Genomic DNA, 26,200 nt, shown 5'->3' on the forward strand with positions numbered 1-26,200 from the left:
GACAGGCCCACGCCTGGACCCTCGCCCGCCTCCTCCAGAACACCCTGTGGGACACGGAGGACGGCCGCCCCGTCGACGACGCCCAACTGGAGATCGCCCGGCGGCTGCGCGGCCATGGACGCTGACGGTGCAGCCGCCGTCCACCGACCTGCAGGCCCCGGCAGCCCGGCCCGGTCGGTCGGTCGGTCACCGAGCCGGGACCTCCCACTGGCCGGTGTCACCGGCGAAGCCACTGCTCATCGTGAACTGGACCTTGGCGATCCGGGAGCCGACCGGGACCTCGAACGTGATGAACCCCAGGACGCTGTCGCCCGGTGCGGCTGTGACGCTTCCGGGAAAGCCGGGACCGGCGGCTGTGTCCTCGTATGTGGGGTCGAAGCTCTGGCCCTGGGCGTCGACAAGCCGGGCTCCGTTGCTCGGGGAGTCGGAGTAGGCCGCGGTGCCGGTGTTCTTCAGCCGGAACTGGACGGCCACGAACCGCTTCCCGGCGTCCGGGGTCGAAAAGTCGTTCTCGGCTCGGGCCGGGTCGACCACTTTCACCACCGTGACGGCGAGGGACTCGCCGTCCTCCAGCCCGGTGAGATCGAGGCTGTCGCCCACGGCTGCGGAGGCCGGCCTGGACGACGCCGGGCTGGCCGCCTCGGAGGTCGGGGCCTGCGCAGTCGGCGCGGTGGTGGCCGGCGAGCTGGTAGCCGGGGCGGTGGTGACTTTCTCGTCGCGGGCACAGCCGACGGTGACCGCGAGCAGAACGGCGAGCGCTGAACCGAAGGTGCGACGCATCGGTACCTCCCCGGGAGCTCCACCCGCACGACACCCACCATGCTTCGTCCCACAGACGGCATGCGCACGCCGAGGCCCCCTGACGCCATACGACGCATGGGCGAGTCCTCCGTTCCCGCGCCCATCACCGCGGATCGGGGCCATGGAGACCAGCACTGAGACCACCGACGACAAAACCCCAGGTCAGATACGCCTGACCTGGGGTTTCAGCAGAGCCCCCTGTCGGATTCGAACCGACGACCTACGCATTACAAGTGCGTTGCTCTGGCCAGCTGAGCTAAGGAGGCGGGTGCCATGCGCCGTGTTGCCGTGCACGAGGGCGGCACCACTGTACACAGAGCCCGTTACGCCGAGCCACGAAGTTCCGTGCGGCCGGACCCCTCCGCCACCTCGTAGGCGAAGCGGTACGCCACCGCCGTCTCACCGTGCCGTGCGGTGAAGTCGCCCTTTCCGGCCAGGCCGGTCAGCTCCCCGCTCCCCGACCCCGGCACCACCTCGAAGGTGCAGCGCACGGTGCCGTCCTCGTCGAAGAACCCCCGTTCCTCCACCGCGAAGCTCCCCTCACGGCCCTCGACGCGGCCGGTGAGGAGTTCCATGCCGCTGAAGGAGCCGGTCTTCGCGGTGACGTAGACGATCGTGTACTCGCAGATCGTCCCGGCCGCCTCGATGCCGCCCGTGAAGGCGTTCCGGACGGAGGCGTGGGCCAGGCGGGGGGTCGCGTCCTCGCCGGGGCCGATCACGCGTTCCTGCCAGTCGGCGAAGGTGAAGTGACCGGTGGTGGTGCGGGTGCCGGGCATGGGTGGTCCTCTCGGTCGGGCTGATGTCCTCCACCAGCCTGGACGCCATACCTGACATCTCCTGTCAGGTACGGAGACGTCCGCCGCGACAATGGCCCCCATGCGCGCCGACCGGCTCCTCTCCCTGCTCCTGCTGCTCCAGAACCGCGGGCGGATGACCGCCCCCGAGCTCGCCGCCGAGCTGGAGGTGTCGGTGCGGACGGTGTACCGGGACGTCGAGGCGCTGGGGGCGGCCGGTGTGCCGGTGTGCGCCGACCGGGGGCCCGAGGGCGGCTACCGGCTCGTCGACGGGTACCGGACGCGGCTGACCGGTCTGACCGACGCCGAGGCCGGTTCGCTGTTCCTCGCCGGGATGCCCGGGCCCGCACGGGACCTCGGGCTGGGGGCGGTCCTGGCCAGCGCCCAGCTCAAGGTCCAGGCGGCCCTGCCTGCCGGCTTGTCCTCGCAGGCGCGACGGGTCCAGGAGCGGTTCCACCTGGACGCGCCCGCCTGGTTCCGGGAGGCCGACCCCGTGCCGTGCCTCACGGCCGTGGCGGCGGCCGTGTGGGAGCGGCGGGCAGTGCGGCTGCACTACCGGCGCTGGCGCGGCGAGGTGCGCCGGGAGGTGCGGCCTCTGGGGCTCGTCCTGAAGGGCGGCATCTGGTACCTGGTCGCCCTCGCGGAGGAGGCCGTACGGACCTACCGGGTATCGCGCGTGCTGTCCGTGGAGGAGACGGGGGACGTCTTCGAGCGGCCCGCGGGGTTCGACCTGGCCGCCTACTGGGCCGAGGCCTCCCGGCGTCTGGAAGCCGCCCTGCGGCAGGACACCGCACGGCTGCGCATCTCACCCCGCGCGCGGCGGCTGCTGCCGATGCAGTTCGGCGCGGCGGGCGTACGGGCCCTGGACGGCGCGGGGCCGCCCGACGGGGACGGCTGGGTGGAGGTGGAGCTGACCGTGGAGTCGGAGGCGGTCGCCGTGGGCGATCTGCTCCGGCTCGGCACGGAGGCGGAGGTGCTCGGCCCGCCCGGACTGCGGCAGGCCGTGGCCCGGGCGGTGGCGGCGCTGGCCGACCGGTACGGGCAGCCGTGAACGGGCTCGGGCGGCCGTGAGCAGGCCGGGCAGCCATAAGCAGGTCCGATCAGCCGTAACGTGCCGCTTCGAAAATTTCCGCGAAGTTCACAGGCCCGGAACTACTGACAGACGTGTGAACGCCGGGTACCGTCCTGAGCCAGTTCACACGCGTGGACTACACCACAACGGCAACCACCGTCGTGGCACCGCCTTCCTACTCGGATCGTCCGGCACGTTCCTGCCGGTAGAAGGGGTTCATTCACCATGGCCACTGTCTCGTTCGACAAGGCGACCCGGGTCTACCCGGGTTCCACCAAGCCCGCAGTCGACGCGCTGGAGATCGACATCGAGGACGGCGAGTTCCTCGTCCTCGTCGGCCCTTCCGGCTGCGGCAAGTCCACCTCGCTCCGCATGCTCGCGGGCCTTGAGGACGTCAACGGCGGAGCCATCCGCATCGGTGACCGCGACGTCACGCACCTGCCGCCCAAGGACCGGGACATCGCCATGGTGTTCCAGAACTACGCGCTCTACCCGCACATGACCGTCGCCGACAACATGGGCTTCGCGCTCAAGATCGCCGGCGTCAACAAGGCGGAGATCCGGCAGAAGGTCGAGGAGGCCGCGAAGATCCTCGACCTCACCGAGTACCTGGACCGCAAGCCGAAGGCCCTCTCCGGCGGTCAGCGCCAGCGTGTCGCCATGGGACGCGCCATCGTGCGTGAGCCCCAGGTGTTCCTCATGGACGAGCCGCTGTCCAACCTGGACGCCAAGCTCCGTGTGTCCACGCGTACGCAGATCGCCTCGCTCCAGCGCCGCCTGGGCATCACCACCGTCTACGTCACCCACGACCAGGTCGAGGCCATGACGATGGGCGACCGTGTGGCGGTCCTCAAGGACGGTCTGCTCCAGCAGATCGACACCCCGCGCAACATGTACGACAGGCCCGCCAACCTCTTCGTCGCCGGCTTCATCGGCTCCCCGGCGATGAACCTCGTCGAGGTCCCGATCACCGACGGCGGCGTGAAGTTCGGCAAGTCGGTCGTGCCGGTGCAGCGTGACGCGATCGCCGCCGCCACCGACAAGACCGTCACCGTCGGCGTCCGCCCCGAGCACTTCGAGGTGGCCGGCGCGGACGCCGAGCTGGGCCTCGCGGTCACGGTGAACGTGGTCGAGGAACTGGGCGCCGACGCCTACGTGTACGGCACCGCCAAGGTCGGCAGCGACTCCAAGGACCTCGTCGTCCGCGTCAGCGGCCGTGACGTCCCGGAGAAGGGCAGCATGCTGCACGTCGTGCCGCGCTCCGGCGAGACCCACGTGTTCTCCACGTCGACCGGTGCGCGCCTGTCCGACTGATCAACCAGCAAACGCACAACCCCGGGTGAATCACCCAGGTTGACGAAAAGGGCCCCGCAGCACGCTGCGGGGCCCTTCCCGTTGTCGACAAATACCCCGGCAGACCGGACGTTTCGAGCTGTGTGCGTCAACGCCATACCCAGAAAGTGGCGCTCTCTCATCCCCCGAACCGGTGACTAAATGTCTACAAACCATTACCGGGCGCTACCCTCACACGCGTGAAGCACTCCATGAACCAACAGACGCGACGCGGCCGGGGCCCCGCCCGCCGGATCGGCCGCACCCTCGCTTTCGTCCTGCCCGTCGTCCTGGTGCTCTCCGGGACCCTCGCGGTCACCCGAGTCAACTGGTCGGGGAACTCCACCGATCCGGTGCTCACCGCCGCGGACACCTCCGTGGGCACCCCGCGGGCCGCCAAGCGCGCGCCCCAGGACATCCTGCGCGACAGGCTCCTGACCGAACTGCAGGAGGAGGACCCGGGCGTCGCCCTCACCCACCTCCAGCAGGCCGTCAACGGCCGCCCGTCGCTGGCCAAGCACTGCGCGTCCATCGCCCGCGCCCTCGGCCATGCAGCCGTCCGGGTCTACGGCCCGACCCGCGCCCAGTCCTACGCGCGCCCGGTCTGCGACACCGCCTTCGCCACCGGCGTCGCCGCCGCGCACAGCTGAGCGCACCGCCCTGCCACCGGGTGGGAAGTCCCTGACGGCTGACGCGGGAACGACCGTCAGCCGGTGTCCCGGGGCGGGACGCCACGTACAGTTCGTGTCCATGAGCGATCCGAGCGCCGCGTCCCGCCCCGTTCAAGCCGTCGTTCTGGCCGGTGGCCAGGGCTCCCGGCTGCGCCCGTACACCGACGACCGCCCCAAGCCGATGGTCGAGATCCCCGGGACGGGGACGCCGATCATCGGCCATCAGCTGTCCTGGCTCGCCGACGAGGGTGTGACGGACGTCGTGGTCTCCTGCGGCCATCTCGCCGAGGTGCTGCAGAAATGGCTGGAGACGGCCGAGTTGCCCGTGTCCGTCACGACGGTCGTCGAGCCGGAACCGCTCGGGCGCGGCGGCGGCCTCAAGTACGCCGCGGCGCATCTCCCTCACCCCGACCAGCCCTGGTACGCGACGAACGGGGACATCTGGACGCGGTTCTCGCTGCGGGACATGGCCGACTTCCACGCCGAGCGGGACGCCGTCGCGACGCTGGCGCTGGCGCGGCCCCGGCTGCCGTGGGGGGCGGTGCAGACCGACGGCTTCGGGCGCATCACCGACTTCATCGAGGCGCCCCCGTCGACCTTCGAGATCAACGCCGGCGTGTACGTCTTCTCCCCCGAGTTCTCCGGGCTGTTGCCGCACCGTGGGGACCATGAGCGGACGACGTTCCCTCACCTGGCCCGGGAGCGGCGGCTGGCCGGGTTCACGATCCCCCAGGGGTCGTACTGGCGGGCCATCGACACGGCGAAGGATCTGACCGAGGCGGCGAAGGAACTGGCGGCGTTGGGACGCTGATGGCTCCGCCGGTCGCGCCGGTTGGCGACGGGCCCGGCCTCCGTCAAGAAGCCGGTGGCGTCAGGCCGCTGAGGGCTCCGCCGGTTGCTCCCCGTCGGCGGCTGACCGTTCGTCGTGGCTTGTCGCGCAGTTCCCCGCGCCCCTGAGGTCCGTTGCCCTGAAGCCCTTTGCCCTGGAAGCCCGTTGGCCCCGCACCTGTCTGGTGCGGGGCCTTCTGGTGTTCGGGGTCGGTGCTAGCCCAGCAGGCCGCCCACCAGGCCCGGGCGGCCCGTGGAGGACGAGCCGCCGCCCGTGCCGCCGGTCGAACCCGTGCCGCCCGTCGCCGTGCCGCCGGAGGTGGGGCCGGTCGTGGTGCTCGGGGCCTGGTCGACCGGGGAGGACTGCTGGGGCGGGGCCTGGCCCGCGGTGCCCTGGGTCTGACTGGGTGTGCCGCCGGTGACGGTGCCGGTGTCGCGGGTGGCGTCCGGCCGGGTCGTGGTGCCCGCGCTCGGGCTCGCGGAGCCGGCCGTGGCGCCCTGGGTGGGCGAGGAGGAAGCCGACGGGGTCTGCTTCTCCTTGCGCTTGCCGGGCTCGCCGGGGAGCGGGGAGCCGGGCAGCTCGTTGCGCGGGGCCTCGCCGGGCCCCGGGACGACGACCCGGTCGGCGTCGCGGACGGCACCGCCGAGCAGCGAGCCGACGAGCAGGGTGACGCCGGTGGCGATGGCGGTGACGAGGGCGCCGCGACGCAGCACGTAGCGGCGCAGGTCCCAGATGTCGGCGCGGGGGCCGAGACGGCGCCACGCACTGCCGGCCAGACGGCCGTCGACGGAGTAGACGGGGGCGCCCGCGATGATCAGCGGCGACCAGGCGGCGAGGTAGATGATGTCGGGCGTCTCGTAGGCGGGGACGCTCTTCCAGCTGACCGTGACCAGCAGCGCGGCCGACAGCAGGGCGCCCAGGCAGGCGGCGACGCGCTGCCAGCAGCCCAGCACCGTCAGGACGCCGACGATGACCTGGGCGAAGGCGATGACCAGACCGGCGCCTACCGGGTGTTCCAGGGCGAACTGGCGCAGCGGCTCGGCGACTTCCCACGGGTGGAGGGTGTTGAGCCACTTGACCATCGAGCCGCGCTTGCCGCCCTCGAAGTAGACGGGGTCGCACAGCTTGCCCATGCCGGCGTAGATGGAGATGAAGCCGAGGAAGACACGCAGCGGGAGCAGGACGACGCCGAGGTTCATCCGGCGGCCCGGGTAGTAGGCGTGCCGGCCCGGGTCGTCGTCGTGCCGCTTGGCCCGGCGCCCGGTGTCGTCCACGTCGGGAGCGGGCTCCTCGAACTCGGGGTCCGCCGGTTCGTTGTAGGCCGGTTCGTCGTAGGCGCTGCCGACGGTGCGCATGGACGGCAGCAGCCGGGTGCCGTCGGCGGGTTCGTGGGTGCGCTGGGGGCCGACGACCGGGGTCTCGACGGTCTGGGTGAGGTCGTCCCCGTATCCGGCGCCGCCGTAGCCCGCGCCCTGGTATCCGGGGCCGTCGTGGCCCGGGCCCACGCGGGAGATGACCTGGGTGGCGCCCGTGTCGGAGGCGGGCTCGTCGGTGTGGCGGACGCTCTCGTGCCGCACGGCCTGCAGGAGCCGGTGCGCGCCGGTGTCGTCGGGAGCGGATCTGCCGCTCCAGACGACGGGCCGGCGGCGAGCGGAGGCCCCGTCCGCCCCGCCCCCCACCTGGGGGATGCGGGCGGTGTCCTCGGTGGCGGTCAGATGCCGAGCGACCCGGGGGGACTGGGCGCGGCGCGTCGATACGCCCAACTGCACGCGGAAACTCGCGTGATTGACGATGACCTGCGCCGGGTCGCTCGGCACCTTCACCATGCTCAGCGCGGGAGCGTCGTCGAGTCCCGACGAGCGGTCCCCCGTGGGTGTGCGGGGTGTTCTGGTGTCCACACTCATCTAACCGAGTGACGTCGCGTTAGGACACTGCTTTGACCCGCCGGAACTGTCCGGACCCCGTCAAGCTTGTCCTCGTCGCCCCGATGACACCGGAATTACCCCGTACGGGTGAAGTTTCGGATGCCTGTTCAGTGGCGTCGGCGGGCCGCCTCGTACAGCACGATCCCCGCCGCGACACCGGCGTTGAGTGACTCGGCGCCGCCCGGCATCGGGATCCGCACCCGGTGGTCGCAGGTCTCCCCGACCAGCCGGGACAGCCCCTTGCCCTCGCTGCCGACGACGATGACGACCGGGCCGTCCAGGGCCGGAAGCTCGCCGACCTCGGCCTCACCGTCGGCGGCCAGGCCGACGACCGTGATACCGGCCTTCTTGTAGGCCTCCAGCGCCCGGGTGAGGTTGGTGGCGCGGGCCACCGGCGTGCGGGCCGCCGTACCGGCGGACGTCTTCCAGGCACCGGCCGTCATGCCGGCCGCGCGGCGCTCGGGGACGATGACGCCGTGCCCGCCGAAGGCGGAGACGGAGCGGACGACCGCGCCGAGGTTGCGCGGGTCGGTGACGCCGTCGAGCGCGACGATCAGCGGGTCCACACCGTCGTCGTAGGCGGCGGACGCCAGGTCCTCGGGGTGGGCGTACTCGTACGGCGGAACCTGGAGGACCATGCCCTGGTGGTTCAGGCCGTTGGTCATCCGGTCCAGCTCGGGACGCGGGGCCTCCATGAGGTTGATGCCGCCACGCTCGGCGGCGACCTGGAGGGCCTCGCGCACCCGCTCGTCGTTGTCGATGAACTGCTGGACGTACAGCGTCGACGCCGGGACGCCCTCGCGCAGCGCCTCCAGGACCGGGTTGCGTCCGACGACCAGTTCGGACGTGCCCTTGCCGCCGCGGCCTCGCACGGTGGGCCGGCGTACGGCTTGCTTGGCCTTGGCGTTGACGATGCGGTTCTTCTTGTGTCCCTTGCGCATCTCGGCGGGCGGGGTGGGGCCCTTGCCCTCGAGGCCCCGGCGCCGCTGGCCGCCACTGCCGACCTGCGCGCCCTTCTTGCCGGACATGCGGCGGTTGTTCCCGGCCATTGAGCTACCTGTCTCCGTGAAGTGATGCGTACGTACGTCTGTGTACGGCTCTTACGTCTGTGCAGTGTGCCGCCCGGAGGCCCGGGCGGCACAGTCGAGCAGCCCGTGGGGCTTGTCTCAGCGCGGGCCGAGGCTCCATCGCGGCCCCTGCGGGCTGTCCTCGATGACCAGGCCGGACTGGCCCAGCTGGTCGCGGATGGCGTCCGCGGTGGGCCAGTCCTTGCGGGCCCGGGCGGCCTCGCGCTGGTCCAGCACCATGCGGACGAGCGTGTCGACCACGCCGTGCAGGTCTTCGCCGCGGTCGCCCTCCCCGGCCCACCGGGGGTCCAGCGGGTCGAGGCCGAGCACGCCGAGCATCGCGCGCACCTCGGCGAGCCGGGCCACGGCGGCTTCCTTGTCGTCGGCGGCCAGGGCGCTGTTGCCCTGCCGGACGGTGGTGTGCACCACGGCGAGCGCCTGCGGAACGCCCAGGTCGTCGTCCATGGCCTCGGCGAAGGCGAGCGGCACCTCGGGGGCGGGCTCGACGACGCCGGCCTTCTCGACCACGCGCTGTACGAAGCCCTCGATGCGCGCGAACGCCGACTCGGCCTCGCGCAGCGCCTCCTCGCTGTACTCGATCATCGAGCGGTAGTGCGGAGTGCCGAGGTAGTAGCGCAGCACGATGGGCCGCCAGCGCTTGACCATCTCGCTGACCAGCACCGAGTTGCCGAGCGACTTGGACATCTTCTCGCCGCTCATGGTGACCCAGGCGTTGTGCACCCAGTGCCGCGCGAACTCGTCGCCGTAGGCCTTGGCCTGGGCGATCTCGTTCTCGTGGTGCGGGAAGACCAGGTCGAGGCCGCCGCCGTGGATGTCGAAGGCGGTCCCCAGGTACTTGTGCGCCATCGCCGAGCACTCCAGGTGCCAGCCGGGACGGCCGCGGCCGAACGGAGTCTCCCAGCTCGGCTCCCCCGGCTTCGCCGCCTTCCACATGGCGAAGTCACGCGGGTCGCGCTTGCCGGTGATGCCCTCTTCCGAGGGCTGCCGCATCTCGTCGAGGTCCTGCCGGGACAGCTCCAGGTAGGAGGGCCAGGAACGGACGTCGAAGTAGACGCTGCCGTCGGCCTCGTAGGCGTGCCCGCGATCGATGAGGCCGCGCATCATCTCGGCCATCTCGGTGATGTGGCCGGTGGCACGCGGCTCGTAGGTGGGCGGCAGGCAACCGAGCGCGGTGTAGCCGTCGTTGAAGGCCCGCTCGTTCTCGTAGCCGATGGCCCACCAGGGGCGGCCCTGCTGCTCCGCCTTGCCGATGATCTTGTCGTCGATGTCGGTCACGTTCCGCACAAACGTGACCTCGTAGCCGCGGTACTCGAACCAGCGGCGCATGATGTCGAAGTTCAGCCCGGACCGGATGTGCCCGATGTGCGGGGCGGCCTGCACGGTGGCACCGCACAGGTAGATCGAGACGCAACCCGGCTGGAGCGGGGAGAAGTCACGGATCTGCCGGGCGCTGGTGTCGTACAGGCGAATAGTCACCACTCCAGGGTAGTGGGCCCCGGGGTGTGCATCAGGACCTTCACCTCGGGGCTCACATATTCGTGACATAGGCAACGGGTACGCCCCGAGCGCTTGCCCTCAGCCCGCGCGCACCACCAGCGCTGTGGCCACCGCCATCAGCCCTTCGTCCCGGCCGGGGAAGCCGAGGCCGTCCGTCGTCGCGCCCGACACCGACACCGGGGCTCCGGCCGCCTCGGACAGGAGCTTCTGGGCCTCGTCCCGGCGCTTGCCGATCTTCGGGCGGGGGCCCACCACCTGTACGGCGATGTTGCCGATCCGGAAGCCGGCCTCGCGCACGATGCGCGCGGCCTCCGTCAGGAGGGTGACCCCGGAGGCGCCCGACCACTCGGGGCGGCCGGTGCCGAAGTGCTGCCCCAGGTCGCCGAGGCCGGCGGCGGAGAAGAGGGCGTTGCAGGCGGCGTGGGCGACGACGTCCGCGTCGGAGTGACCGGCCAGGCCCGGGCCCTCGCCCTCCCACTTCAGGCCGGCGCACCACAGCTCGCGGCCCTCCTCGAAGGCGTGGATGTCGGTGCCGATGCCCACCTGGGGCAGAACGGGCTGGTCAGAAGCCATCGTTGAGCCTCCTGCGGGCCAGGACCGCCTCGGCGAGGACCAGGTCCAGGGGGCGGGTGACCTTGAACGCCTCCTCGTGGCCGGGGACGGCCACGACCGTGAGGCCGAGCTGCTCGACCATCCCGGCGTCGTCGGTGACCTCGCCGGTGACCGTCTCGTGCGCCCGGACCAGCGTGGCCCGGTCGAAGCCCTGCGGGGTCTGCACCGCCCGCAGCAGGGCGCGCTCCGGCGTGGCGACGACCGGCTCCGGCTCTCCGGGCGTACCGGCGGGCTCGACCTGCTTGACGGTGTCGGCGAGCGGCAGCGCGGGGACCACGGCCGGTGCGCCGTCGCGTACGGCCTCGATCACGGCGTCGACCGTGTCCACCGGCACCAGCGGCCGGGCCGCGTCGTGGACCAGCACGATGTCGTGGCCTGCCGGCAGCGCGTCCAGGCCGAGCTTCACGGACTCCTGGCGGCTTCGCCCGCCCGGGACGACGAGGAAGTCCGTCCGCTCGGGCAGCGCGTGCGCGTCGAGCAGCGTCTTGACCTCGGCGGCGCCGTCGGGCGGGGCCACGACGACGACCAGGGAGACGGCCCGGGAGGCGGCCATCGCGCGGACCGCGTGGATCAGCATGGGTGTGCCGCTCAGCGCGCGCAGCGCCTTGGGGGCGCCCGGGCCGAGCCGCACACCGCGGCCGGCGGCCGGGATCACGGCCGCCGTACGGGCCGCCGAGGGGCCGGCGGACGGCGAGGGACGCGAATCGTCAGACATCGGTTCCTGTCAGGTTTGTGTGCTGGCCTGGCGTGGGTATGGCCTGGAGGAGTGCCGGGTGCGACGCGCTCGACCGGACCCTTCCGTGACGCTGGTCGAGCCGGCTGCCCGGGCCCGGCACGCCAAACACCGGGGCGTGAGTGATAACACATCCCGGGGCGGCGGCGCATCGGCGTCGGAGAATGAACATGCCGCAGCGCCCGGCGACAGAGAATGCGTCATCGGGCACCGCGGCATTTCGATGTGCAGGCGCGCGTTTGATAAGCAGAGCGCTGAACGACCGGCTTCGCCTCAGGAGGCGAGAACCTCGTCGAGCAGGGCTTCGGCCTTGTCCTCGTTGGTGTTCTCCGCGAGGGCCAGCTCGCTCACCAGGATCTGGCGGGCCTTGGCGAGCATGCGCTTCTCACCGGCGGAGAGTCCACGCTCGCGCTCACGACGCCACAGGTCACGCACCACTTCCGCGACCTTGATGACATCGCCCGAGGCGAGCTTCTCCAGGTTTGCCTTGTATCGACGGGACCAGTTCGTGGGCTCCTCGGCGTACGGCGCGCGCAGCACCTCGAAGACCCGGTCCAGCCCGTCCTGACCGACCACATCACGCACGCCGACGAACTCCGCATTGTCCGCTGGCACACGTACCGTCAGGTCGCCCTGGGCGACCTTCAGCACCAAGTAGGTCTTGTCCACGCCTTTGATCTGGCGAGTTTCGATAGCCTCGATCAGCGCGGCCCCGTGATGGGGATAGACCACGGTGTCGCCAACCTTGAACGTCATGTGACAGGTACCCCTTCCGTGGCTATCCAGGGTAACACGGAAACTGCGGGTTCTGAATGACGTTTTCGCAGGTCAGGGCATATCTCGGGGCTTGACAACTCCGACAGGAACGTGCTTCGGACAGGGAGTGGAAGAAGGTATTCGCAGGTGGGAGCGGCTCTTCGGGGTGAGCGAAACGCGTACGTTACACGCATCCGGAGCATCCTCCAGAAGGATGAACATCCCCATATGTCCGGTTCCGTATGATCGACTTCCGCTACTCCGTTCGGCGGCCCGAGCCGGGTTCCGGTCGAATCCATAATTGATCACGAGGCGCCCGGACGGACCGCCGGTGATCAATTCCGAGGCACCCCGCGCATTCCTTCACGGAAAATCCGGGCTGCCGCCCGGGGCTCTTATCTGAATGCCGGACGAGCGCCACGCCAATGTGACGCGGCAGTCATGTGTGACTCAGGTGGACTCGGCGGTGACGGGGGGTCGGGTGCGGCCGGACGAGGGCGGCTCGGTAACCTAAGCCCCGCTGACAGACACTTAGGGCGGCTCTATCGGCCGCTCCGCTCGAGTCAAGGAGTTACCGCCGCCGTGAGCAGCAGCCTTCGACGCGGTGCCCTCGCCGCCGCCGTCACCGCGTTCTCGATCGCCTCGCTGGCCGCGTGCGGCGCCGGCAACAACGCCCAGACGCTGGAGATCAAGCCGGACAACGCCGCCACCAGTGTCGGCGACATCGAGATCCAGAACGCGGTCGTGATCACGCAGCCCGACCTCGAGTCGACCGGACCGGCCGCGATCTCCGCGACCTTCTTCAACTCCGGCAGGAGTGCCGAGACGCTGGAGTCCATCACCCTCCCCGGCACCGGCAAGACCGCCCAGCTGAAGCCCGCCAAGGGCGGCAGCCTCAGCATCCCGCCCGGCGGCTCGCTGATCCTGGGCGGCCGGAACAACGCCACGGCCATGCTGCCGAGCAGCCGCGAGGCAGTGCAGGACGGCAACGCCCAGAAGGTCACCTTCACCTTCAGCAAGACGGGTGCCGTGAGCCTGCGCGCGTTCGTCGTCCCCGCCGAGCACTACTTCAAGGAGTGGGGCCCAACGGAGGTTCCGGCCGCGCCGGGCGCCTCGTCGTCCCCGTCGGGTTCGCCGTCCGGTTCCCCCGCCGAGGGTGAGCCGGGAGCGCCGGAGAACCCCGCGGGCGGTGAGACGCCCGGTGACCCCGGAGCGTCCGGCACGCCGACCGACGCGGCCTCGGCGGGCGCCGGCGCCGGACACTGAGCCGGTCGCAGTACGAAGAAGGGCGGGGCCTCTCCCGGGAGAGGCCCCGCCCTTCTTCGTACTGCCGTCGTGCGCGGCCGGTCTACGGCTCGAACTTGTAGCCGAGGCCGCGGACCGTCACCAGGTAGCGCGGGGCGCCCGGGTCCGGCTCGATCTTGGCGCGCAGACGCTTGACGTGGACGTCGAGGGTCTTGGTGTCACCGACGTAGTCGGCGCCCCAGACCCGGTCGATGAGCTGCATGCGCGTCAGCACGCGACCGGCGTTGCGCAGCAGCATCTCCAGCAGGTCGAACTCCTTCAGCGGCAGGTCGATCTTGGTGCCGCCGACGGTGACGACGTGCCGGTCGACGTCCATACGGACCGGGCCGGCCTCCAGGGCCGCCGGCGTGACCTCCTCGGGCTCGCCTCTGCGGCGCAGCACGGCGCGGATGCGGGCGACCAGCTCGCGCGAGGAGAACGGCTTGGTGACGTAGTCGTCGGCTCCTATCTCCAGCCCGACGACCTTGTCGATCTCGCTGTCCTTGGCGGTCACCATGATGACGGGGACGTTGGAACGGCCGCGCAGCTGACGGCAGACCTCGGTGCCCGGCAGGCCGGGCAGCATCAGGTCGAGGAGGACGAGGTCGGCGCCGTTGCGCTCGAACTCGTCGAGTCCGTCGGGCCCGGTGGTCGCGACCGCGACCTCGAAGCCCTCTTTGCGGAGCATGTACGACAGGGCGTCGGAGAAGGACTCCTCGTCCTCGACGACGAGCACACGGGTCACGGAAGGACCTCCGGGGCGGGAAGCGTTTCGTACGCTGTTGATTCGGGGGATGTGGGGGTGGACCGCCCGGCCTCCACGTCGAGGCCCGCGCCTCCTGCGCGTGTCTCTCGGGCGGGCTGCTGATGTGCGCGGTCGCGGGCCGCACCGGCCTCCGGCAGCCGCAGGGTGAAGGTGGAGCCCTGGCCTTCGGCGCTCCACACCGTGACCTCCCCGCCGTGCGAGGCGGCCACGTGCTTCACGATCGCCAGCCCGAGTCCCGTACCACCGGTGGCACGGGAGCGGGCCGGGTCGACGCGGTAGAAGCGCTCGAAGATGCGCTCCTTGTCCTTTTCGGAGATGCCGATGCCCTGGTCGGTGACGGCGATCTCGATGTGGTCCCCGCCGGACGCGTTCACGCTGCGGGCCGCTATGCCGACGCGGGTGCGGGCGGGCGAGTAGTTGACCGCGTTCTCGACGAGGTTGCCGAGCGCGGCGGCGAGCTGGCCGCGGTTTCCCCAGACTCGCAGGTCGGCGGTGCCGCCCGCCCGTCGCCCGCCACCACCCTGCTCCGGCCCTTCGGGCGCCCAGATGTTCGAGGCCATCGTGATCTGTTTGGCGCCGGCCTGGTGCCGGCAGCGGTCGACGGCCTCGGCGACCAGCTCGTCGACACGGACCGGCTCGGCGTCCTCCAGCGGGTCGTCGTTCTGCACCCTCGAGAGGTCGATCAGCTCCTGCACCAGGCTGGTGAGCCGGGTGGCCTCGATCTGCATGCGCCCGGCGAACCGCTCGACGGCCTCGGGATCGTCGGAGGCGTCCATCACGGCCTCGGAGAGCAGGGAGAGGGCGCCCACGGGCGTCTTCAGCTCATGGCTCACGTTCGCGACGAAGTCACGCCGGACCGCCTCGATGCGGCGGGCCTCGGTCAGGTCCTCCACGAGGAGCAGCACCAGCCGGGAGCCCAGCGGCGCGACCCTCGCGGAGACGGCCAGGGCCTCTCCGCGTCCGGTGCCGCGCCGCGGTAGATCCAGTTCGACCTGGCGTATCTCGCCGTCCCGCCGGGTGTCCCGGGCCATCTGCATCATCGGCTCGACGGCGAGCTTGCCGCCGCGGACCAGGCCGAGGGCGTAAGCCGCCGAGCTGGCCTTGACCACGGCGTCCGCCTCGTCGAGGACGACGGCGGACGACCTGAGGACCGACAGGACGGTGTCCACGCCCGGCGGAAGCACCGCGTCCGTGTGCAGCGAGCTACGGGTGGGGCGCTTCTGCTCGCGCTCACTCCAGCGGAACGCGAGCATGGCGATGACGCCGGTGAGCACCCCGGCGATCGCTGCCACTGCGGCGACCGCCGCGTTCACGTCCATGCACCCAGGTTAGGCATGGCTCGGGCACCCTCCACAGCCGTCGGGGTGCGAGCTCGAACACTCGTCGCCCAGAGTTCACCTTGGAGCCAGTATGGGTTCATCCGGGATGCCGGAAACGGACGCGTACGGGGCGGAACGTGGGAGCGTGGGGTTCGGACCGCCGGTAATACGACGGTCGTACCGCCGGTTGTCCGGTGGCCCCGGCCCTTGGACCCCGACTGAGACGCACGAGAGGGAAAGCCTGATGCGGGACGCGTACCACGAGGAACTGGACTCGATCGGCGACAGTCTGGTGGAGATGGCCCGGCTGGTCGGGTCGGCGATCGGGCGCGCCACGACCGCCATGCTCGACTCCGACCTGAAGCTCGCCGAGAACGTCATCGAGGCCGACCAGAAGGTCGACGAGCTCCAGCACGACCTCGAGGCCCGGGCCATAGCCCTGCTGGCGCGGCAGCAGCCGGTGGCGACGGACCTGCGCATCGTCGTCACGTCGCTGCGTATGTCGGCCGACCTGGAGCGCTCGGGCGACCTCGCCCAGCACGTGGCGAAGCTCGCCCGCCTGCGCTACCCCGACCGCGCCGTCCCGAGCGACCTGCACGCCACCATCCTGGAGATGGGCCAGCTCGCACAGCGCCTGATGGCGAAGGCCGCCGAGGTGATCATCACCAAGGACGTCGACCTGGCGCTCCAGCTGGAGCAGGACGACGACGAGATGGACCTGCTGCACCGCACGCTCTTCCAGCACCTGATGGACGACCGCTGGAAGCACGGCATCGAGACGGCCGTGGACGTCACGCTGCTCGGCCGCTACTACGAGCGGTTCGCCGACCACGCCGTGTCGGTCGCCAAGCGCGTGGTGTACCTGGTGACGGGCGAGCACGCGGACGAGCTCCAGGCGGATGCGCAGCCGGAGATCCAGGCGACCCCGGGGGCGGAGAGCGCCTGACGGGTTCTGCCGGGGGTGTGCCTGGGGTCGCGCCTGGGGGTCAGCCCCGGGGGTCAGGCCCGGCGCGCGGGCGAGCTCCAGGCGGATCCGCGGCCGGAGATCCGGGCGGTCCCGTGGGCGCAGAGCACCTGACGGGGCGTGCCCCGGAGGCCGGACCCGGGCGCGCGGGCGCCTCAATGCGCCGTTGATGCGCCCAGGGCCATGGGCATCCAATGGGCACAGGCACCAGCCTCTAGGAGGGACCCATGGCCGAATCCCCCAGCACGACGCCCGACCCCGCCCGCCAGCGCGAGACCGAGCAGCCCGCCGAGATCAGGAGCCTGCCCCTGATCGCCGCGTGCGGCTGCGGCTCGGGCTGTGGCTGCGGGTGCCAGTCGGGCAGCGCCTGCCAGTGCGGCTGACGCCGACGCAGTGTTCTCGGTACGTCCTTCAGGGCCCCGGCGGTGCCTCTTGGGTTCAAGGGGTCGCCGGGGCCCTGCGGCGTAGAGCCCGGGGTCGCCGGGATCGCCGTACGGGCGGAGCATGGGAGGGAGGCGAGGCGGCGCGGGCCGCGCCGCCGCCTGGAAGGAGGCGCGAGGCATGCCCAAGTTCATGGATGTCCACAGCGGCATGAAGGGCATCACGGAGGAACAGCTGCGTGAAGCCCACAACGCGGACCTCGCGATAGAGAAGGACGAGCAGGTCCACTTCGAGATGGCCTGGGCGGACCCGGAGTCCGGCCACGTCTACTGCCTCTCCGAGGCGCCCTCGGCCGAAGCGGTCCAGCGCATTCACGAGCGCGCCGGGCACAAGGCGGACGAGGTGCACCCCGTCCCGTTGACCGTGCGGTGACCTGTCGCACGCGGCCCGTCAGCGGCGCCGGCCGGCGTTGAGGCGGGCCGCCTGCCGGGTCAGGTAGTCGCGTTCGGCGAGGTTGAGAGCCTTGCGGGCCGCCTCGGCGTACAGGCGGGCCGCCGTTTCCGGGTCACCGTCGCGCTCGTGGAGGTACGCCGCCACCGCGGCGTACCGGGGCAGTGAGTCGTCCAGTGCCGCGAGCGCCGCGAGCCCGGCGCGCGGTCCGTCGGCCTCGCCCATGGCCACCGCGCGGTTGAGCCGGACGACCGGACTGTCGGTCAGGCGCGTGAGTTCGTCGTACCACTCGACAATCTGCACCCAGTCGGTCTCACCGGCGGTGGGCGCGTCGGCGTGGAGCGCCGCGACGGCGGCCTGGGCCTGGAACTCGCCCAGCCGGTCGCGGGCGAGGGCCGCCTGCAGAATCCCGACGCCCTCGGCGATCATCCGCGTGTCCCACCGGCCGCGGTCCTGCTCGGCGAGCGGCACCAGGCCGCCGTCGGGCGCGGTCCGGGACGCCCGCCGCGCATGATGGAGCAGCATCAGGGCGAGCAGCCCCGCCACCTCGGGGTGGTCGATCGCGGCCGCGAGCTGCCGGGTGAGCCGGATGGCCTCGGCGGCGAGGTCGACGTCGCCGGAGTAGCCCTCGTTGAAGACCAGGTAGAGCACGCGCAGCACGGTCGCGACGTCGCCGGGCCGGTCGAACCGCACGCCGGAGACGGTGCGCTTGGCCCGGCTGATGCGCTGGGCCATCGTCGCCTCGGGCACGAGGTAGGCCCGGGCGATCTGCCGGGTGGTCAGCCCGCCGACGGCGCGCAGCGTGAGCGCGACCGCCGACGACGGCGTCAGCGAGGGGTGGGCGCACAGGAAGTAGAGCTGGAGCGTGTCGTCCACGCCGGGCGCGGGCCCGGGCGGCGGCTCCTCCTCGACGAGGTCCTCACGTCGGCGGCGGGCGCTGTCGGCCCGCGCCCGGTCGAGGAACTTGCGCCAGGCCACGGTGACCAGCCAGCCCCTGGGGTCCCGGGGCGGCTCGGACGGCCAGACGCGGAACGCCTCGATCAGCGCGTCCTGAACGGCGTCCTCGGCCGCCGCGAAGTCGGCTCCGCGGCGGACGAGGACGGTGAGGACGCCGGGCGTGAGGCTTCTGACGAGGGCCTCGTCCATCGGTGAGGTCACTCCGTGGTGGTCGGGTGGGCGGCCAGGAAGGGGCGCACCTCCAGCCACTCGTGGATCGGCTTCCCGCCCGCCCCGGGGGCGGCCGACAGTTCCCCGGCCAGCTCGACGGCACGCTCGTAGCTGTCGACGTCGATGATCATCCAGCCGGCGATGAGGTCCTTGGTCTCGGCGAACGGGCCGTCGGTGACCGGCGGGCGCCCCTCACCGTCGTACCGGACCCATGCCCCTTCGGGGGCGAGCGCCTGACCGTCGACGAACTCGCCGGTCTTCTCCAGCCGGACCGCGAAGTCGTTCATGTACTGGATGTGCGCCGAGATCTCCTCGGGCGTCCACCGGTCCATGGGCACGTCGTTGACCGCTGCCGGAGCGCCGCGGTAGTGCTTGAGAAGCAGGTACTTGGCCATGGTGACTCTCCTCGGTGCCGTTGCGACCCATCTTGGCCGCCTTCACCCCGGGGACGGAGCGGGGCACGGGTTCTCGACATCGCCGCCGAAGATTTTTTCTGGGCAGGTGCTCACTGCCCGACGCGGCCGTCGATCCGTTCGCGCAGGAGGTCGGCGTGGCCGCAGTGCCGGGCGTACTCCGCGATCTGGGCGACCAGGATGTCGCGGATCTGGATCTGCCCGCCGGGTTCGGGGCCGTAGTCGGAGTGGCCGGCGTTGCGGGTGGAGAGGTCCGTGATGCCGGCCAGGTAGCGGTCGGTGCGCTCGGTCTCGGCACGCCACTGCCGCCAGGCCTCCTCCACGACCACCGGGTCGGCGACGGCACCGTTGAAGTCGCCGTCCCGGTCCTCCTCCGTGCGGTACAGCTTCGGCGCGTCCTCACCGGCCATCACCCGGCGGAGGTGCCGCTCGTCCTCCGTCAGGTGCCGCACCAGTCCGAGCAGCGACATCGTGGACGGCGGGCAGGACCGCCGGGCCATCTGCCCGGCGTCCAGGCCCGCGCACTTCATCTCGAAGGTGAGGCGGTAGTTGCGCAGGTAGTCGAGGAGGATGCCGCGTTCGTCGACCGGCTGGGCGTCGGTCTCGCGAGGGTCGTCGTCGGGGTCGACCCACATGTCGGGGTAGACCGTCGCCTTCGTCCACCGCGTCGTCTCCGAGTCTGCTGACGCGGTGGACGTTGCTCGTTCGCCGGTGTGCTCGCCTGAGACCATGCGGGCATGGTGGACCGGGTGGGGCGGGGACGCCACCGAATATCGGCCCCGGACGTGACAGGGGGCGGCGGCCGACGTCGACGACCGGCCCGCTTTCGAGCCACGGGGGCTATCGTGCCGCCGTGACCAGCGTGACGGAGCGTCCCCTGCTCCATCGCGTCGACCCGGTCGCGGGCCTCGTGGCCGCCGGCTTCCGCGCCCTCGCGGCCTGGCTCCGTCGACCACCTGCCCCCCGTCCCCTCCGCTACGTCCGGTCCAACGCCGTGAAGACGGCCAGGCACAGGGTGAGGCTCGCGGCGAACGCGATGCCGCAGCGGGACAGGGCCGTCGGCACCGCGGCCCCCTCCCAGCGGGCGAGGGCGAAAGCGATCGCAGCGGCGACGAGGGAGAAGAGGACGGCCACCGCCAGCGCGAGAAGCAGCAACGCCGGGAAGGTGTGTTTCATGGAGGCACCGCCTGGGTCGTGTGGTGTCGATGACGAATTACGACGATCCCCGGGCGGAACCGCAGGTGGGACGGTTGGATGTGTTCTCCGGTGACAACAGGGGGTTGTCCGGCGAACAAACCGCGGGGGAGAACGAGTGGCCGGCCAGAGGAAGCGTGCGGGACGACCGTGGGGACCGGCCCGGGGCTCGTGCGTCGAGATCAACCAGCTGGTCGCGGTGGTCCGGTCCTGGCTCGACGAATCGGCGGTGTCCGTCAGGGAGTTGCACGCGCGGCTCACTCCCGAGCACTTCGTCACCGGGTCCGTGCCCGAGTTACGCCGGTTGCGTGACCGGCTGTCCGGCGAGTCGCTGGAGTGGGATCTCGTCGAGGCCGTGGCCGACGTGTGCTTTCCCGACGAACAGGCCGACCTCTCCCGGCGCCGCCTCGGGGAGGCGAGGACACTGTGGGACCGGGCGGGCACCGATCCCACAGCCATCGCGGAGGCACAAGAACTGGTACCCGCCCGGGAGTTGCTGGAGGCCAAGGACCGCACCATCGAGGTCCTCCAGGAGATGCAGCGCGCCCGGCAGGCCTACGAGGCCGGCGAGCACGGGCGGCAACAGGCGCTGTCCATCGCCACGTTGCTGTTCGTCATGCTCGGACAGGCCCAGGCGAAGGTCGCCGAACTGAGGCGCCGGCTCGACGCGCTGGAGTCGGTGACGGCCGAACTCCCCGATGGTCAAGGGGTAGTGGAGCTGCTCTCACGGGCGCAACGGCAGGAGACGGATCTGCGCGAACAGCTGGTGCGCGCCGAGCGGGAGCGGGGCATCGCCCAGCAGGTCGCCGACCACGCGGCACGCCGTATCCACGAACTGGAGGACGAACTCGCCGAGCTGCGGCTCCGTATGGGGGAGGACGGGCCCTCCCGGACGCAGGAGGCGGCGCCACTGCTGTCACACCCCGACCTGCACGCCCTCGACCCCGACGACGCCGCGCTCAACGACGTGGACCGCGCGCTGGAGAAGGCTCGCGCCGTCCTCGACGAGGAACACGAGGCCGTTCAGCAGGCGGCCGGCGAAGTGGGTTACTGGTCGTCCTCGATTCCCTCGGCATCTCCGGCGGCGGAAGCCGGCGTCTCCGGGCCCGGACAGGTCGGGCGGAACCTGGGGGGACAACCCTCCGAGTTGTCCGGAACAACCCCGAACAACCCGCCGACCAGCCACGAGGCTTCCTTCCCCGTACTTGAGTCCCCCCGGTCTCCGGCCGCCGACCCCGAGGGCGACATCTCCGAGGCGGCCCGCGGGATCACCCGGGGCAGGGACCCGGAGGACATCGTGACGCGACTGTGCCGGGCCGTCGTCCCCACCGTCGCCGACGCGGTCCTGGTCTATCTGCGGGACCCGATCCCGACGGGCGACGAAGAACACGTGGGCCCGCTGGTCCTGCGGTTGCAGCAGGTGCACCCGCTCCACGCCGGAGGCGGTGCCACGCTGTGCGAGGTGCGGCCCGGCGGCGCGCTCTTCGACGTACTGAACGGGGCACTGCCGGTCACCACCGACTCTCCGGTCGGTGGCGCCGCGCTGCCGGAACTGCTCGGTGAGGGCCATGGGACACCCGGCGGAGGCCACACCGTCCTCGTGCCCCTGCACGGTCGCCGGCGGATCATCGGCACGGCGGTCCTCCTGCGCCACGCCGCCGAGCGGGCCTTCCAGGACGCCGACCTGTCAGTCGCCGCCGAGTTCGCCACCCGCAGCGCGCTCGCCATCGACAAGAGTCACAATCTGCAGGCCGCGGTCCAGGGTCTCCATCTCGCCCGCAGTCTCGCGGACACCCTGCAGGTCGTCGCCGACGGAGTGGTGACCGGTCTCGGATACGAGCTGGCGTGCGTCAACCTCGTCCGCCCGGACGGCGATCTCGTGGTCGCCTCCTTGGCGGGCAACTCCGCCGCCGACGCCCTCCTCACCGGCCGTGTCGGCTCGCGCGAGTCCTGGGAACGCAGGTTGAGCATGGGCCAGCACTGGGGAGACCTGGTGTTCATACCGCACACCGAGGGCTGGGTCCTCGACGACGACGACGTCCCGCAGTGGCACACCGACGGCCCCGCCCCCCGCTTCGAGGACGAGTGGCACCCCTCCGACCGCCTCTTCGCGCCCATGTACGCGCGGAGCGCTTCCGGTGCCTCGCACGGCGAGCTGGTCGGCGTGATCTCCGTGGACCACCCCCTCACCCGCCGCCGCCCCCGGCCGGACGAACGCCGGGACCTGGAGGAATACGCCTTCCAGGCCGCCATCGCGATCAGCAACGCGCGGCTGCGCACGAACATGCAACGCGCACTGGTCAGACTGGACAGGGAGCAGCAGACGCTGCGGGCCAGCGAGGAGTCCTTCCGGCAGGCCTTCGAGTACGCGCCCATCGGAATGGCCATCGCAGAGATGGGCGGCGACCAGAACGGCCGCATCCTCCGGACGAACGACGCGCTGTGCCGCATGCTGGGCCGCCCGGCCTCCGCCATGCGCCGCTACGCGTTCTCCGACCTCGTCCACCCCGAGGACATCGGCATCCTGCTCCGCACCAGCGCCGAGGGCGGGCGCGCGGAACTGCGCCTCGGGCGCCGCGACGGGACGTTCCTTTGGGTGTCGATGCGCAACAGCGTGGTCGCGGACGAGGCCGACGGCCCCCGCTTCCTGCTCACTCACGTCGAGGACATCGAGGAGCGCAAACAGCGCGAGTTCGATCTCGCCCATCGCGCCTCGCACGACGCTCTCACCGGCCTGCCGAACTCCGCCGAGCTGCACGCCCGTATCGACGCCCGGCTCTGCGCACTCCGGGAGCACGGGTCCGACGCCACAGAAGGGGTCGACGACCCTTACCTCGGCCACGCCTACCCGGCCACGACCTCTCACACTCACACCCACGTCCGGGCCCCCGTGGGCGACGACAACGCCCATGGCCTGGCCGTGCTGTTCTTCGCCCTCCGCGACTTCAAGGCGATCAACACCCGCTTCGGGCACGACGCGGGGGACGGCGTCCTCGTCGAGGTCGCCCGACGGCTCGGTGAGGCCGTGCGCGACGGCGACACGGTCGCGCGGTACGGCGGTGACGAGTTCGTCGTCCTGGCCGACGGTCTGGACCCCGCCGACGCGCACACCGCCGCGGTGTGGATGCAGGAACGGATCCACCTGCCGATCCCCCTGGGCGACCAGACCGTGCGCATGCACTCGGGTGTCGGCATCGCATGGGCCCAGTGCGGGACGGCCCCTGGTGACATCCTGCGGGCGGCACGCGGCTTCTCGTCCTGAGTGCAGGACCTCAAGGGCCGGTGTCCTCGCCCCGCCGCCGCGAATACTTGGCTAGCCACATGATTGCTGCTACGTTCAATATGTGGCCAGCCACACTTCTGGCGGCCAAAGGAATGGAGTCATCATGAAAGCGATCGTTTTCGGTCAGTTCGGCGGCCCGGACGTGCTCCACGAGGCGGACATAGAGGTCCCGCAGCCCAGCCCCGGCCAAGTCCGGGTCCGCGTGAAGGCAGCCGGGCTGAACGCGCTGGACGGCAAGATCCGTTCGGGGATGCTGGAGGCCATCCGCCCGACGACCCTCCCCGCCGTTCCGGGAGGCGAGCTCGCCGGCGTGGTCGACGCCCTGGGTGAGGGCGTGAGCGAGGTGCAGGTCGGTGATGAGGTGCTGGGCTGGTCGGACACCGGCTCGTACGCCCAGTACGCGCTGGCCACCACCGTCGCCCTCAAGCCCGCCGGCCTCGACTGGCAGCACGCGGTCGCGCTGCCGGTGGCGGGCGAGACGGCCGAGCGGGTCCTGAACCTGCTGGGCGTCACCGCCGGGGAAACCGTGCTGATGCACGGCGCGTCCGGAGCGGTGGGAACCCTGGCGGTCCAGCTCGCCACGGCCCGAGGAGCACGCGTGATCGCCACCGCGGGCCCGTCCAACCAGGGCTACCTCGCCTCGCTCGGCGCCACCGCGACCGTGTACGGCGAGGGCCTGGTCGAGCGGGTGCGTGCGCTGGCCCCCTACGGCGTGGACGCGGTGTTCGACCTGGCCGGGAAGGGAGCCCTGGAGGACTCCATCACCCTGCGGGGCGGCACCGAGCGCATCGTCACCATCGCCGACTTCGGTGCACGCCGGCTGGGCATCACCTTCTCCCAGGGGTCCCCGGAACGCTCGACCGTCCGCTTGGCCGCCCTGGCCCAGGATGCCGCGGCCGGCAAGCTCGTCACCACCGTCACCGCCTACCCCCTTGCCGAGGCCGCCACGGCCCAGCAGGTCAGCGACGCCGGCCACGTCAGGGGCAAGCTCGTCCTGACCGTCGACTGAGCACGACCGCCCGCCCCGCACACATCTACCCGCTGCCTCCGGTGACCGGCCGGTCACCGCCATGTCGAAGGACCCCTCATGCTGGATTCCCTCTGGACGCCGACCACTCTCGGCGGCATGTCTCTGCCCCATCGCCTGGTCATGGCCCCCATGACCCGTGACCGCTCAACACCGGAAGGCGTACCCACCGAGCTGAACGCCGAGTACTACGCCCAGCGGGCCTCGCACGCACTCGTCATCACCGAGGGGACCCAGCCCTCCGCCGACGGCCAGGGCTACCTCCTCACCCCCGGCATCCACAAGGACGAACAGATCGCCGGGTGGCGCATGGTCACCGACGCCGTACACGACGCCGATGGCCGCATCGTCATCCAGCTGATGCACACCGGACGCATCGCCCACCCCGACAACACCCCCCACGGCCGCCGGCCGGTCGCCCCTTCGGCAATCCGCCCACAGGGCGCGATGTTCACCGCGTCCGGGCCCCAGGAGATGCCGACCCCCCGTGCTCTGTCGACGCAGGAGGTCGCGGCGACCGTCGACGACTTCCGGCGGGCCGCGGCGGCCGCCATCGCGGCCGGCGCCGACGGCGTGGAGATCCACGGCGCCAACGGCTACCTGGTGCACCAGTTCCTGTCCGACAACACCAACCAGCGCACCGACCGCTACGGCGGCTCCCTCGACAACCGCCTCCGCTTCGCCGTCGAGGTCGCCGCCGCAGTGGCCGACGAGATCGGCGCCGAGCGCACCGGTATCCGCATCTCCCCCGCGAACCCCTACAACGACATCGCCGAGTCCGACACCGCCAAGCTGTATCCGGCGCTCCTGGAGGCCCTGTGCCCCCTGGACCTGGCCTACCTCCACGTGATGCACACCGGCGACGAAAGGCTGCTGGGAACCCTGCGCGCGCTGTGGCCGACCACGCTGATCCTCAACCGGGGCGGCACCGACCTGTCCGCCCGCGCCAAGGACATCGACAACGGCACGGCCGACCTCGTCTCCGTCGGCGCCCTCGCGCTCGCCAACCCCGACCTGGCGGCGAGGCTCCGCGCCGGCGCGCCGCTGAACACCCCCGACCCTGCGACCTTCTACGGCGGCGGAGCGGCCGGCTACACCGACTACCCCACCCACACCGGCTGAGGAGGAAACCCAACCATGCCCACTCCGGACCCCCGCATCCCCACGACGGCCGACGCCGGACCGATGAGCTACGCGATCTTCCAACTCGCCCGCGCCCACCGCGCCTACGCCGCCACCCTGCTGCGCGAGATGGACCTGCATCCCGGACAGGAATTGCTGCTGATGCACCTTCTTGACCGGGACGGCCAGTCCCAGTCCGAGCTGCTCGAATGCCTCGGCGTGGACCACTCCACCATCTCCAAGGCGCTGCGCCGCATGCAGGACGCCGGCCTGGTCATGCGCGAGCCGGCCGCACATGACCGGCGCGTCATGGTGGTCCACCTCACCGACAAGGGCCGGGCGATGCGCGAGCCCATCGCGGCCTTGTGGCAGGCCCTGGAGGAGGCCTCCGCCCGGAATCTGTCGGAGCAGCAGGCGGAGTCCTTCGTCCGCACCGCATACGCCATCACGGAGGCGATCAGCAGCCGCGCGCTGCCGGAAGAGGGGTCTCCGTGACTCCCCGGTGTGCACCCCATCCCCGTACGCCACACCACAAGTGACAGGGGGCACCAGGCCCGGGGTGCACGCCGCCCCGCTTGCGGCGCGACCACTTTCAGGCCGGCCCTAGCACCCACCCCGTCGCGGCTGCTTTCGGACGCGGCACGTTCCGGCGGCGAAGCACACTGCGGACCCGCCCCCACGGCCCGCATCCATCGACCCGCCCGGCACGCAGGTGCCCAC

Annotated in this window: 26 protein-coding genes and 1 tRNA gene; 12 read left to right on the forward strand and 15 right to left on the reverse strand. The window is 71.4% G+C overall.

The features are described 5' to 3' along the window. Positions 1-186 precede the first annotated feature (186 nt). From C1J00_RS12985 to C1J00_RS13000, 3 genes are all read right to left on the reverse strand, one after another. On the reverse strand, positions 187-780 hold the full coding sequence (locus C1J00_RS12985) for a DUF4352 domain-containing protein (protein ID WP_180989532.1): 594 nt from the start codon (positions 778-780) through the stop codon (positions 187-189). Positions 781-993: 213 nt separating this feature from the next. Next, a tRNA-Thr gene (locus C1J00_RS12995) sits at positions 994-1,067 on the reverse strand. A 57-nt stretch (positions 1,068-1,124) separates the two neighbouring features. Then, positions 1,125-1,577: a DUF3224 domain-containing protein gene (locus C1J00_RS13000; protein ID WP_102909205.1), complete on the reverse strand. Its 453-nt coding sequence runs from the start codon at positions 1,575-1,577 to the stop codon at positions 1,125-1,127. Positions 1,578-1,677: 100 nt separating this feature from the next. Here C1J00_RS13000 and C1J00_RS13005 point away from each other — a divergent pair, with 100 nt between their 5' ends. From C1J00_RS13005 to C1J00_RS13020, 4 genes are all read left to right on the forward strand, one after another. Further along, the gene (locus tag C1J00_RS13005; protein ID WP_180989533.1) at positions 1,678-2,646 is read left to right on the forward strand and encodes a helix-turn-helix transcriptional regulator; all 969 of its coding nucleotides are present in this window, start codon (positions 1,678-1,680) and stop codon (positions 2,644-2,646) included. 246 nt (positions 2,647-2,892) lie between these two features. Continuing rightward, positions 2,893-3,981, forward strand: coding sequence for an ABC transporter ATP-binding protein (locus tag C1J00_RS13010; protein ID WP_102909207.1), 1,089 nt, complete (start codon positions 2,893-2,895; stop codon positions 3,979-3,981). 218 nt (positions 3,982-4,199) lie between these two features. After that, positions 4,200-4,649: a hypothetical protein gene (locus tag C1J00_RS13015; RefSeq protein ID WP_102909208.1), complete on the forward strand. Its 450-nt coding sequence runs from the start codon at positions 4,200-4,202 to the stop codon at positions 4,647-4,649. A 100-nt stretch (positions 4,650-4,749) separates the two neighbouring features. Continuing rightward, on the forward strand, positions 4,750-5,481 hold the full coding sequence (locus C1J00_RS13020) for a nucleotidyltransferase family protein (RefSeq protein ID WP_102909209.1): 732 nt from the start codon (positions 4,750-4,752) through the stop codon (positions 5,479-5,481). Positions 5,482-5,714: 233 nt separating this feature from the next. On the opposite strand, the gene C1J00_RS13025 is transcribed toward C1J00_RS13020, so the two are convergent. From C1J00_RS13025 to C1J00_RS13055, 6 genes are all read right to left on the reverse strand, one after another. Continuing rightward, entirely contained in the window at positions 5,715-7,403 is a 1,689-nt protein-coding gene (locus C1J00_RS13025) for a DoxX family protein (RefSeq protein ID WP_180989534.1), read from the reverse strand. A gap of 128 nt (positions 7,404-7,531) precedes the next feature. Then, positions 7,532-8,473, reverse strand: a complete 942-nt coding sequence (rlmB, locus tag C1J00_RS13030) for a 23S rRNA (guanosine(2251)-2'-O)-methyltransferase RlmB (RefSeq protein WP_102909211.1) — start codon at positions 8,471-8,473, stop codon at positions 7,532-7,534. Positions 8,474-8,590: 117 nt separating this feature from the next. Continuing rightward, a complete protein-coding gene (gene cysS / locus C1J00_RS13035; protein ID WP_102909212.1) occupies positions 8,591-9,988 on the reverse strand; it encodes a cysteine--tRNA ligase in 1,398 nt (465 codons plus the stop codon). Between the two features lie 99 nt (positions 9,989-10,087). Further along, positions 10,088-10,582: a 2-C-methyl-D-erythritol 2,4-cyclodiphosphate synthase gene (ispF, locus tag C1J00_RS13040; protein WP_062927607.1), complete on the reverse strand. Its 495-nt coding sequence runs from the start codon at positions 10,580-10,582 to the stop codon at positions 10,088-10,090. Continuing rightward, positions 10,572-11,336: a 2-C-methyl-D-erythritol 4-phosphate cytidylyltransferase gene (ispD, locus tag C1J00_RS13045; protein WP_102909213.1), complete on the reverse strand. Its 765-nt coding sequence runs from the start codon at positions 11,334-11,336 to the stop codon at positions 10,572-10,574. The genes ispF and ispD overlap by 11 nt, the downstream gene beginning before the upstream one ends. Positions 11,337-11,627: 291 nt before the next feature. Next, positions 11,628-12,110, reverse strand: a complete 483-nt coding sequence (locus C1J00_RS13055) for a CarD family transcriptional regulator (protein WP_003953493.1) — start codon at positions 12,108-12,110, stop codon at positions 11,628-11,630. A gap of 582 nt (positions 12,111-12,692) precedes the next feature. Between C1J00_RS13055 and C1J00_RS13065 the strand changes: the two genes are divergently transcribed. Further along, positions 12,693-13,376 carry a copper chaperone PCu(A)C domain-containing protein gene (locus C1J00_RS13065; RefSeq protein ID WP_102909215.1) on the forward strand — a complete coding sequence of 228 codons (684 nt, stop codon included), beginning with the start codon at positions 12,693-12,695 and terminating at the stop codon, positions 13,374-13,376. An 82-nt stretch (positions 13,377-13,458) separates the two neighbouring features. Here the strand turns inward: C1J00_RS13065 and phoP are convergent, their stop codons facing one another. Both phoP and phoR read right to left on the reverse strand, forming a co-directional pair. Beyond that, a complete protein-coding gene (phoP, locus tag C1J00_RS13070) occupies positions 13,459-14,130 on the reverse strand; it encodes a two-component system response regulator PhoP (RefSeq protein ID WP_020271862.1) in 672 nt (223 codons plus the stop codon). Positions 14,131-14,135: 5 nt separating this feature from the next. Continuing rightward, entirely contained in the window at positions 14,136-15,479 is a 1,344-nt protein-coding gene (gene phoR, locus C1J00_RS13075; protein WP_102909216.1) for a two-component system sensor histidine kinase PhoR, read from the reverse strand. A gap of 244 nt (positions 15,480-15,723) precedes the next feature. Between phoR and phoU the strand changes: the two genes are divergently transcribed. The 3 genes from phoU to C1J00_RS13085 all read left to right on the forward strand — a co-directional run bounded on the left by phoU (position 15,724) and on the right by C1J00_RS13085 (position 17,256). Continuing rightward, complete coding sequence (gene phoU / locus C1J00_RS13080) at positions 15,724-16,425, forward strand: phosphate signaling complex protein PhoU (RefSeq protein ID WP_102909217.1); 702 nt, start codon at positions 15,724-15,726, stop codon at positions 16,423-16,425. A 245-nt stretch (positions 16,426-16,670) separates the two neighbouring features. Then, positions 16,671-16,826: a hypothetical protein gene (locus C1J00_RS45245; protein ID WP_180989535.1), complete on the forward strand. Its 156-nt coding sequence runs from the start codon at positions 16,671-16,673 to the stop codon at positions 16,824-16,826. Positions 16,827-17,004: 178 nt separating this feature from the next. Next, entirely contained in the window at positions 17,005-17,256 is a 252-nt protein-coding gene (locus C1J00_RS13085) for an SCO4226 family nickel-binding protein (protein WP_102909218.1), read from the forward strand. A gap of 18 nt (positions 17,257-17,274) precedes the next feature. Here the strand turns inward: C1J00_RS13085 and C1J00_RS13090 are convergent, their stop codons facing one another. The 4 genes from C1J00_RS13090 to C1J00_RS13105 form a co-directional block, all read right to left on the reverse strand. Continuing rightward, the gene (locus C1J00_RS13090) at positions 17,275-18,420 is read right to left on the reverse strand and encodes an RNA polymerase sigma factor (RefSeq protein ID WP_102909219.1); all 1,146 of its coding nucleotides are present in this window, start codon (positions 18,418-18,420) and stop codon (positions 17,275-17,277) included. Positions 18,421-18,428: 8 nt separating this feature from the next. Then, positions 18,429-18,836: a YciI family protein gene (locus tag C1J00_RS13095; RefSeq protein ID WP_102909220.1), complete on the reverse strand. Its 408-nt coding sequence runs from the start codon at positions 18,834-18,836 to the stop codon at positions 18,429-18,431. A gap of 110 nt (positions 18,837-18,946) precedes the next feature. Further along, entirely contained in the window at positions 18,947-19,585 is a 639-nt protein-coding gene (locus C1J00_RS13100) for a DinB family protein (RefSeq protein ID WP_439333399.1), read from the reverse strand. A 244-nt stretch (positions 19,586-19,829) separates the two neighbouring features. Further along, positions 19,830-20,030 (reverse strand): hypothetical protein, encoded by a 201-nt coding sequence (locus tag C1J00_RS13105; protein ID WP_062927617.1) that lies wholly within the window; start codon positions 20,028-20,030, stop codon positions 19,830-19,832. 1,744 nt (positions 20,031-21,774) lie between these two features. Here C1J00_RS13105 and cdgB point away from each other — a divergent pair. The 4 genes from cdgB to C1J00_RS13125 all read left to right on the forward strand — a co-directional run bounded on the left by cdgB (position 21,775) and on the right by C1J00_RS13125 (position 25,975). Next, positions 21,775-23,310 carry a diguanylate cyclase CdgB gene (gene cdgB / locus C1J00_RS46725; RefSeq protein ID WP_245936327.1) on the forward strand — a complete coding sequence of 512 codons (1,536 nt, stop codon included), beginning with the start codon at positions 21,775-21,777 and terminating at the stop codon, positions 23,308-23,310. A gap of 124 nt (positions 23,311-23,434) precedes the next feature. Then, positions 23,435-24,340 (forward strand): NADP-dependent oxidoreductase, encoded by a 906-nt coding sequence (locus tag C1J00_RS13115; protein ID WP_102909222.1) that lies wholly within the window; start codon positions 23,435-23,437, stop codon positions 24,338-24,340. A gap of 78 nt (positions 24,341-24,418) precedes the next feature. Further along, on the forward strand, positions 24,419-25,480 hold the full coding sequence (locus tag C1J00_RS13120) for an alkene reductase (RefSeq protein WP_102909223.1): 1,062 nt from the start codon (positions 24,419-24,421) through the stop codon (positions 25,478-25,480). A 15-nt stretch (positions 25,481-25,495) separates the two neighbouring features. After that, positions 25,496-25,975 (forward strand): MarR family winged helix-turn-helix transcriptional regulator, encoded by a 480-nt coding sequence (locus tag C1J00_RS13125; RefSeq protein ID WP_102909224.1) that lies wholly within the window; start codon positions 25,496-25,498, stop codon positions 25,973-25,975. Positions 25,976-26,200 lie beyond the last annotated feature (225 nt).

This window comes from Streptomyces cahuitamycinicus (assembly GCF_002891435.1).
GTDB classification, from domain to species: Bacteria; Actinomycetota; Actinomycetes; order Streptomycetales; family Streptomycetaceae; genus Streptomyces; species Streptomyces cahuitamycinicus.

Coding starts and splice junctions, on each gene's coding strand:
- C1J00_RS12985 (WP_180989532.1), bottom strand. CDS start 780: ATGCGTCGCACCTTCGGTTCAGCGCTCGCCGTTCTGCTCGCGGTCACC.
- C1J00_RS13000 (WP_102909205.1), bottom strand. CDS start 1,577: ATGCCCGGCACCCGCACCACCACCGGTCACTTCACCTTCGCCGACTGG.
- C1J00_RS13005 (WP_180989533.1), top strand. CDS start 1,678: ATGCGCGCCGACCGGCTCCTCTCCCTGCTCCTGCTGCTCCAGAACCGC.
- C1J00_RS13010 (WP_102909207.1), top strand. CDS start 2,893: ATGGCCACTGTCTCGTTCGACAAGGCGACCCGGGTCTACCCGGGTTCC.
- C1J00_RS13020 (WP_102909209.1), top strand. CDS start 4,750: ATGAGCGATCCGAGCGCCGCGTCCCGCCCCGTTCAAGCCGTCGTTCTG.
- C1J00_RS13025 (WP_180989534.1), bottom strand. CDS start 7,403: ATGAGTGTGGACACCAGAACACCCCGCACACCCACGGGGGACCGCTCG.
- rlmB (WP_102909211.1), bottom strand. CDS start 8,473: ATGGCCGGGAACAACCGCCGCATGTCCGGCAAGAAGGGCGCGCAGGTC.
- ispF (WP_062927607.1), bottom strand. CDS start 10,582: ATGGCTTCTGACCAGCCCGTTCTGCCCCAGGTGGGCATCGGCACCGAC.
- ispD (WP_102909213.1), bottom strand. CDS start 11,336: ATGTCTGACGATTCGCGTCCCTCGCCGTCCGCCGGCCCCTCGGCGGCC.
- C1J00_RS13055 (WP_003953493.1), bottom strand. CDS start 12,110: ATGACGTTCAAGGTTGGCGACACCGTGGTCTATCCCCATCACGGGGCC.
- phoR (WP_102909216.1), bottom strand. CDS start 15,479: ATGGACGTGAACGCGGCGGTCGCCGCAGTGGCAGCGATCGCCGGGGTG.
- phoU (WP_102909217.1), top strand. CDS start 15,724: ATGCGGGACGCGTACCACGAGGAACTGGACTCGATCGGCGACAGTCTG.
- C1J00_RS45245 (WP_180989535.1), top strand. CDS start 16,671: ATGGCCGAATCCCCCAGCACGACGCCCGACCCCGCCCGCCAGCGCGAG.
- C1J00_RS13085 (WP_102909218.1), top strand. CDS start 17,005: ATGCCCAAGTTCATGGATGTCCACAGCGGCATGAAGGGCATCACGGAG.
- C1J00_RS13090 (WP_102909219.1), bottom strand. CDS start 18,420: ATGGACGAGGCCCTCGTCAGAAGCCTCACGCCCGGCGTCCTCACCGTC.
- C1J00_RS13095 (WP_102909220.1), bottom strand. CDS start 18,836: ATGGCCAAGTACCTGCTTCTCAAGCACTACCGCGGCGCTCCGGCAGCG.
- C1J00_RS13100 (WP_439333399.1), bottom strand. CDS start 19,585: ATGGTCTCAGGCGAGCACACCGGCGAACGAGCAACGTCCACCGCGTCA.
- C1J00_RS13105 (WP_062927617.1), bottom strand. CDS start 20,030: ATGAAACACACCTTCCCGGCGTTGCTGCTTCTCGCGCTGGCGGTGGCC.
- C1J00_RS13115 (WP_102909222.1), top strand. CDS start 23,435: ATGAAAGCGATCGTTTTCGGTCAGTTCGGCGGCCCGGACGTGCTCCAC.
- C1J00_RS13120 (WP_102909223.1), top strand. CDS start 24,419: ATGCTGGATTCCCTCTGGACGCCGACCACTCTCGGCGGCATGTCTCTG.
- C1J00_RS13125 (WP_102909224.1), top strand. CDS start 25,496: ATGCCCACTCCGGACCCCCGCATCCCCACGACGGCCGACGCCGGACCG.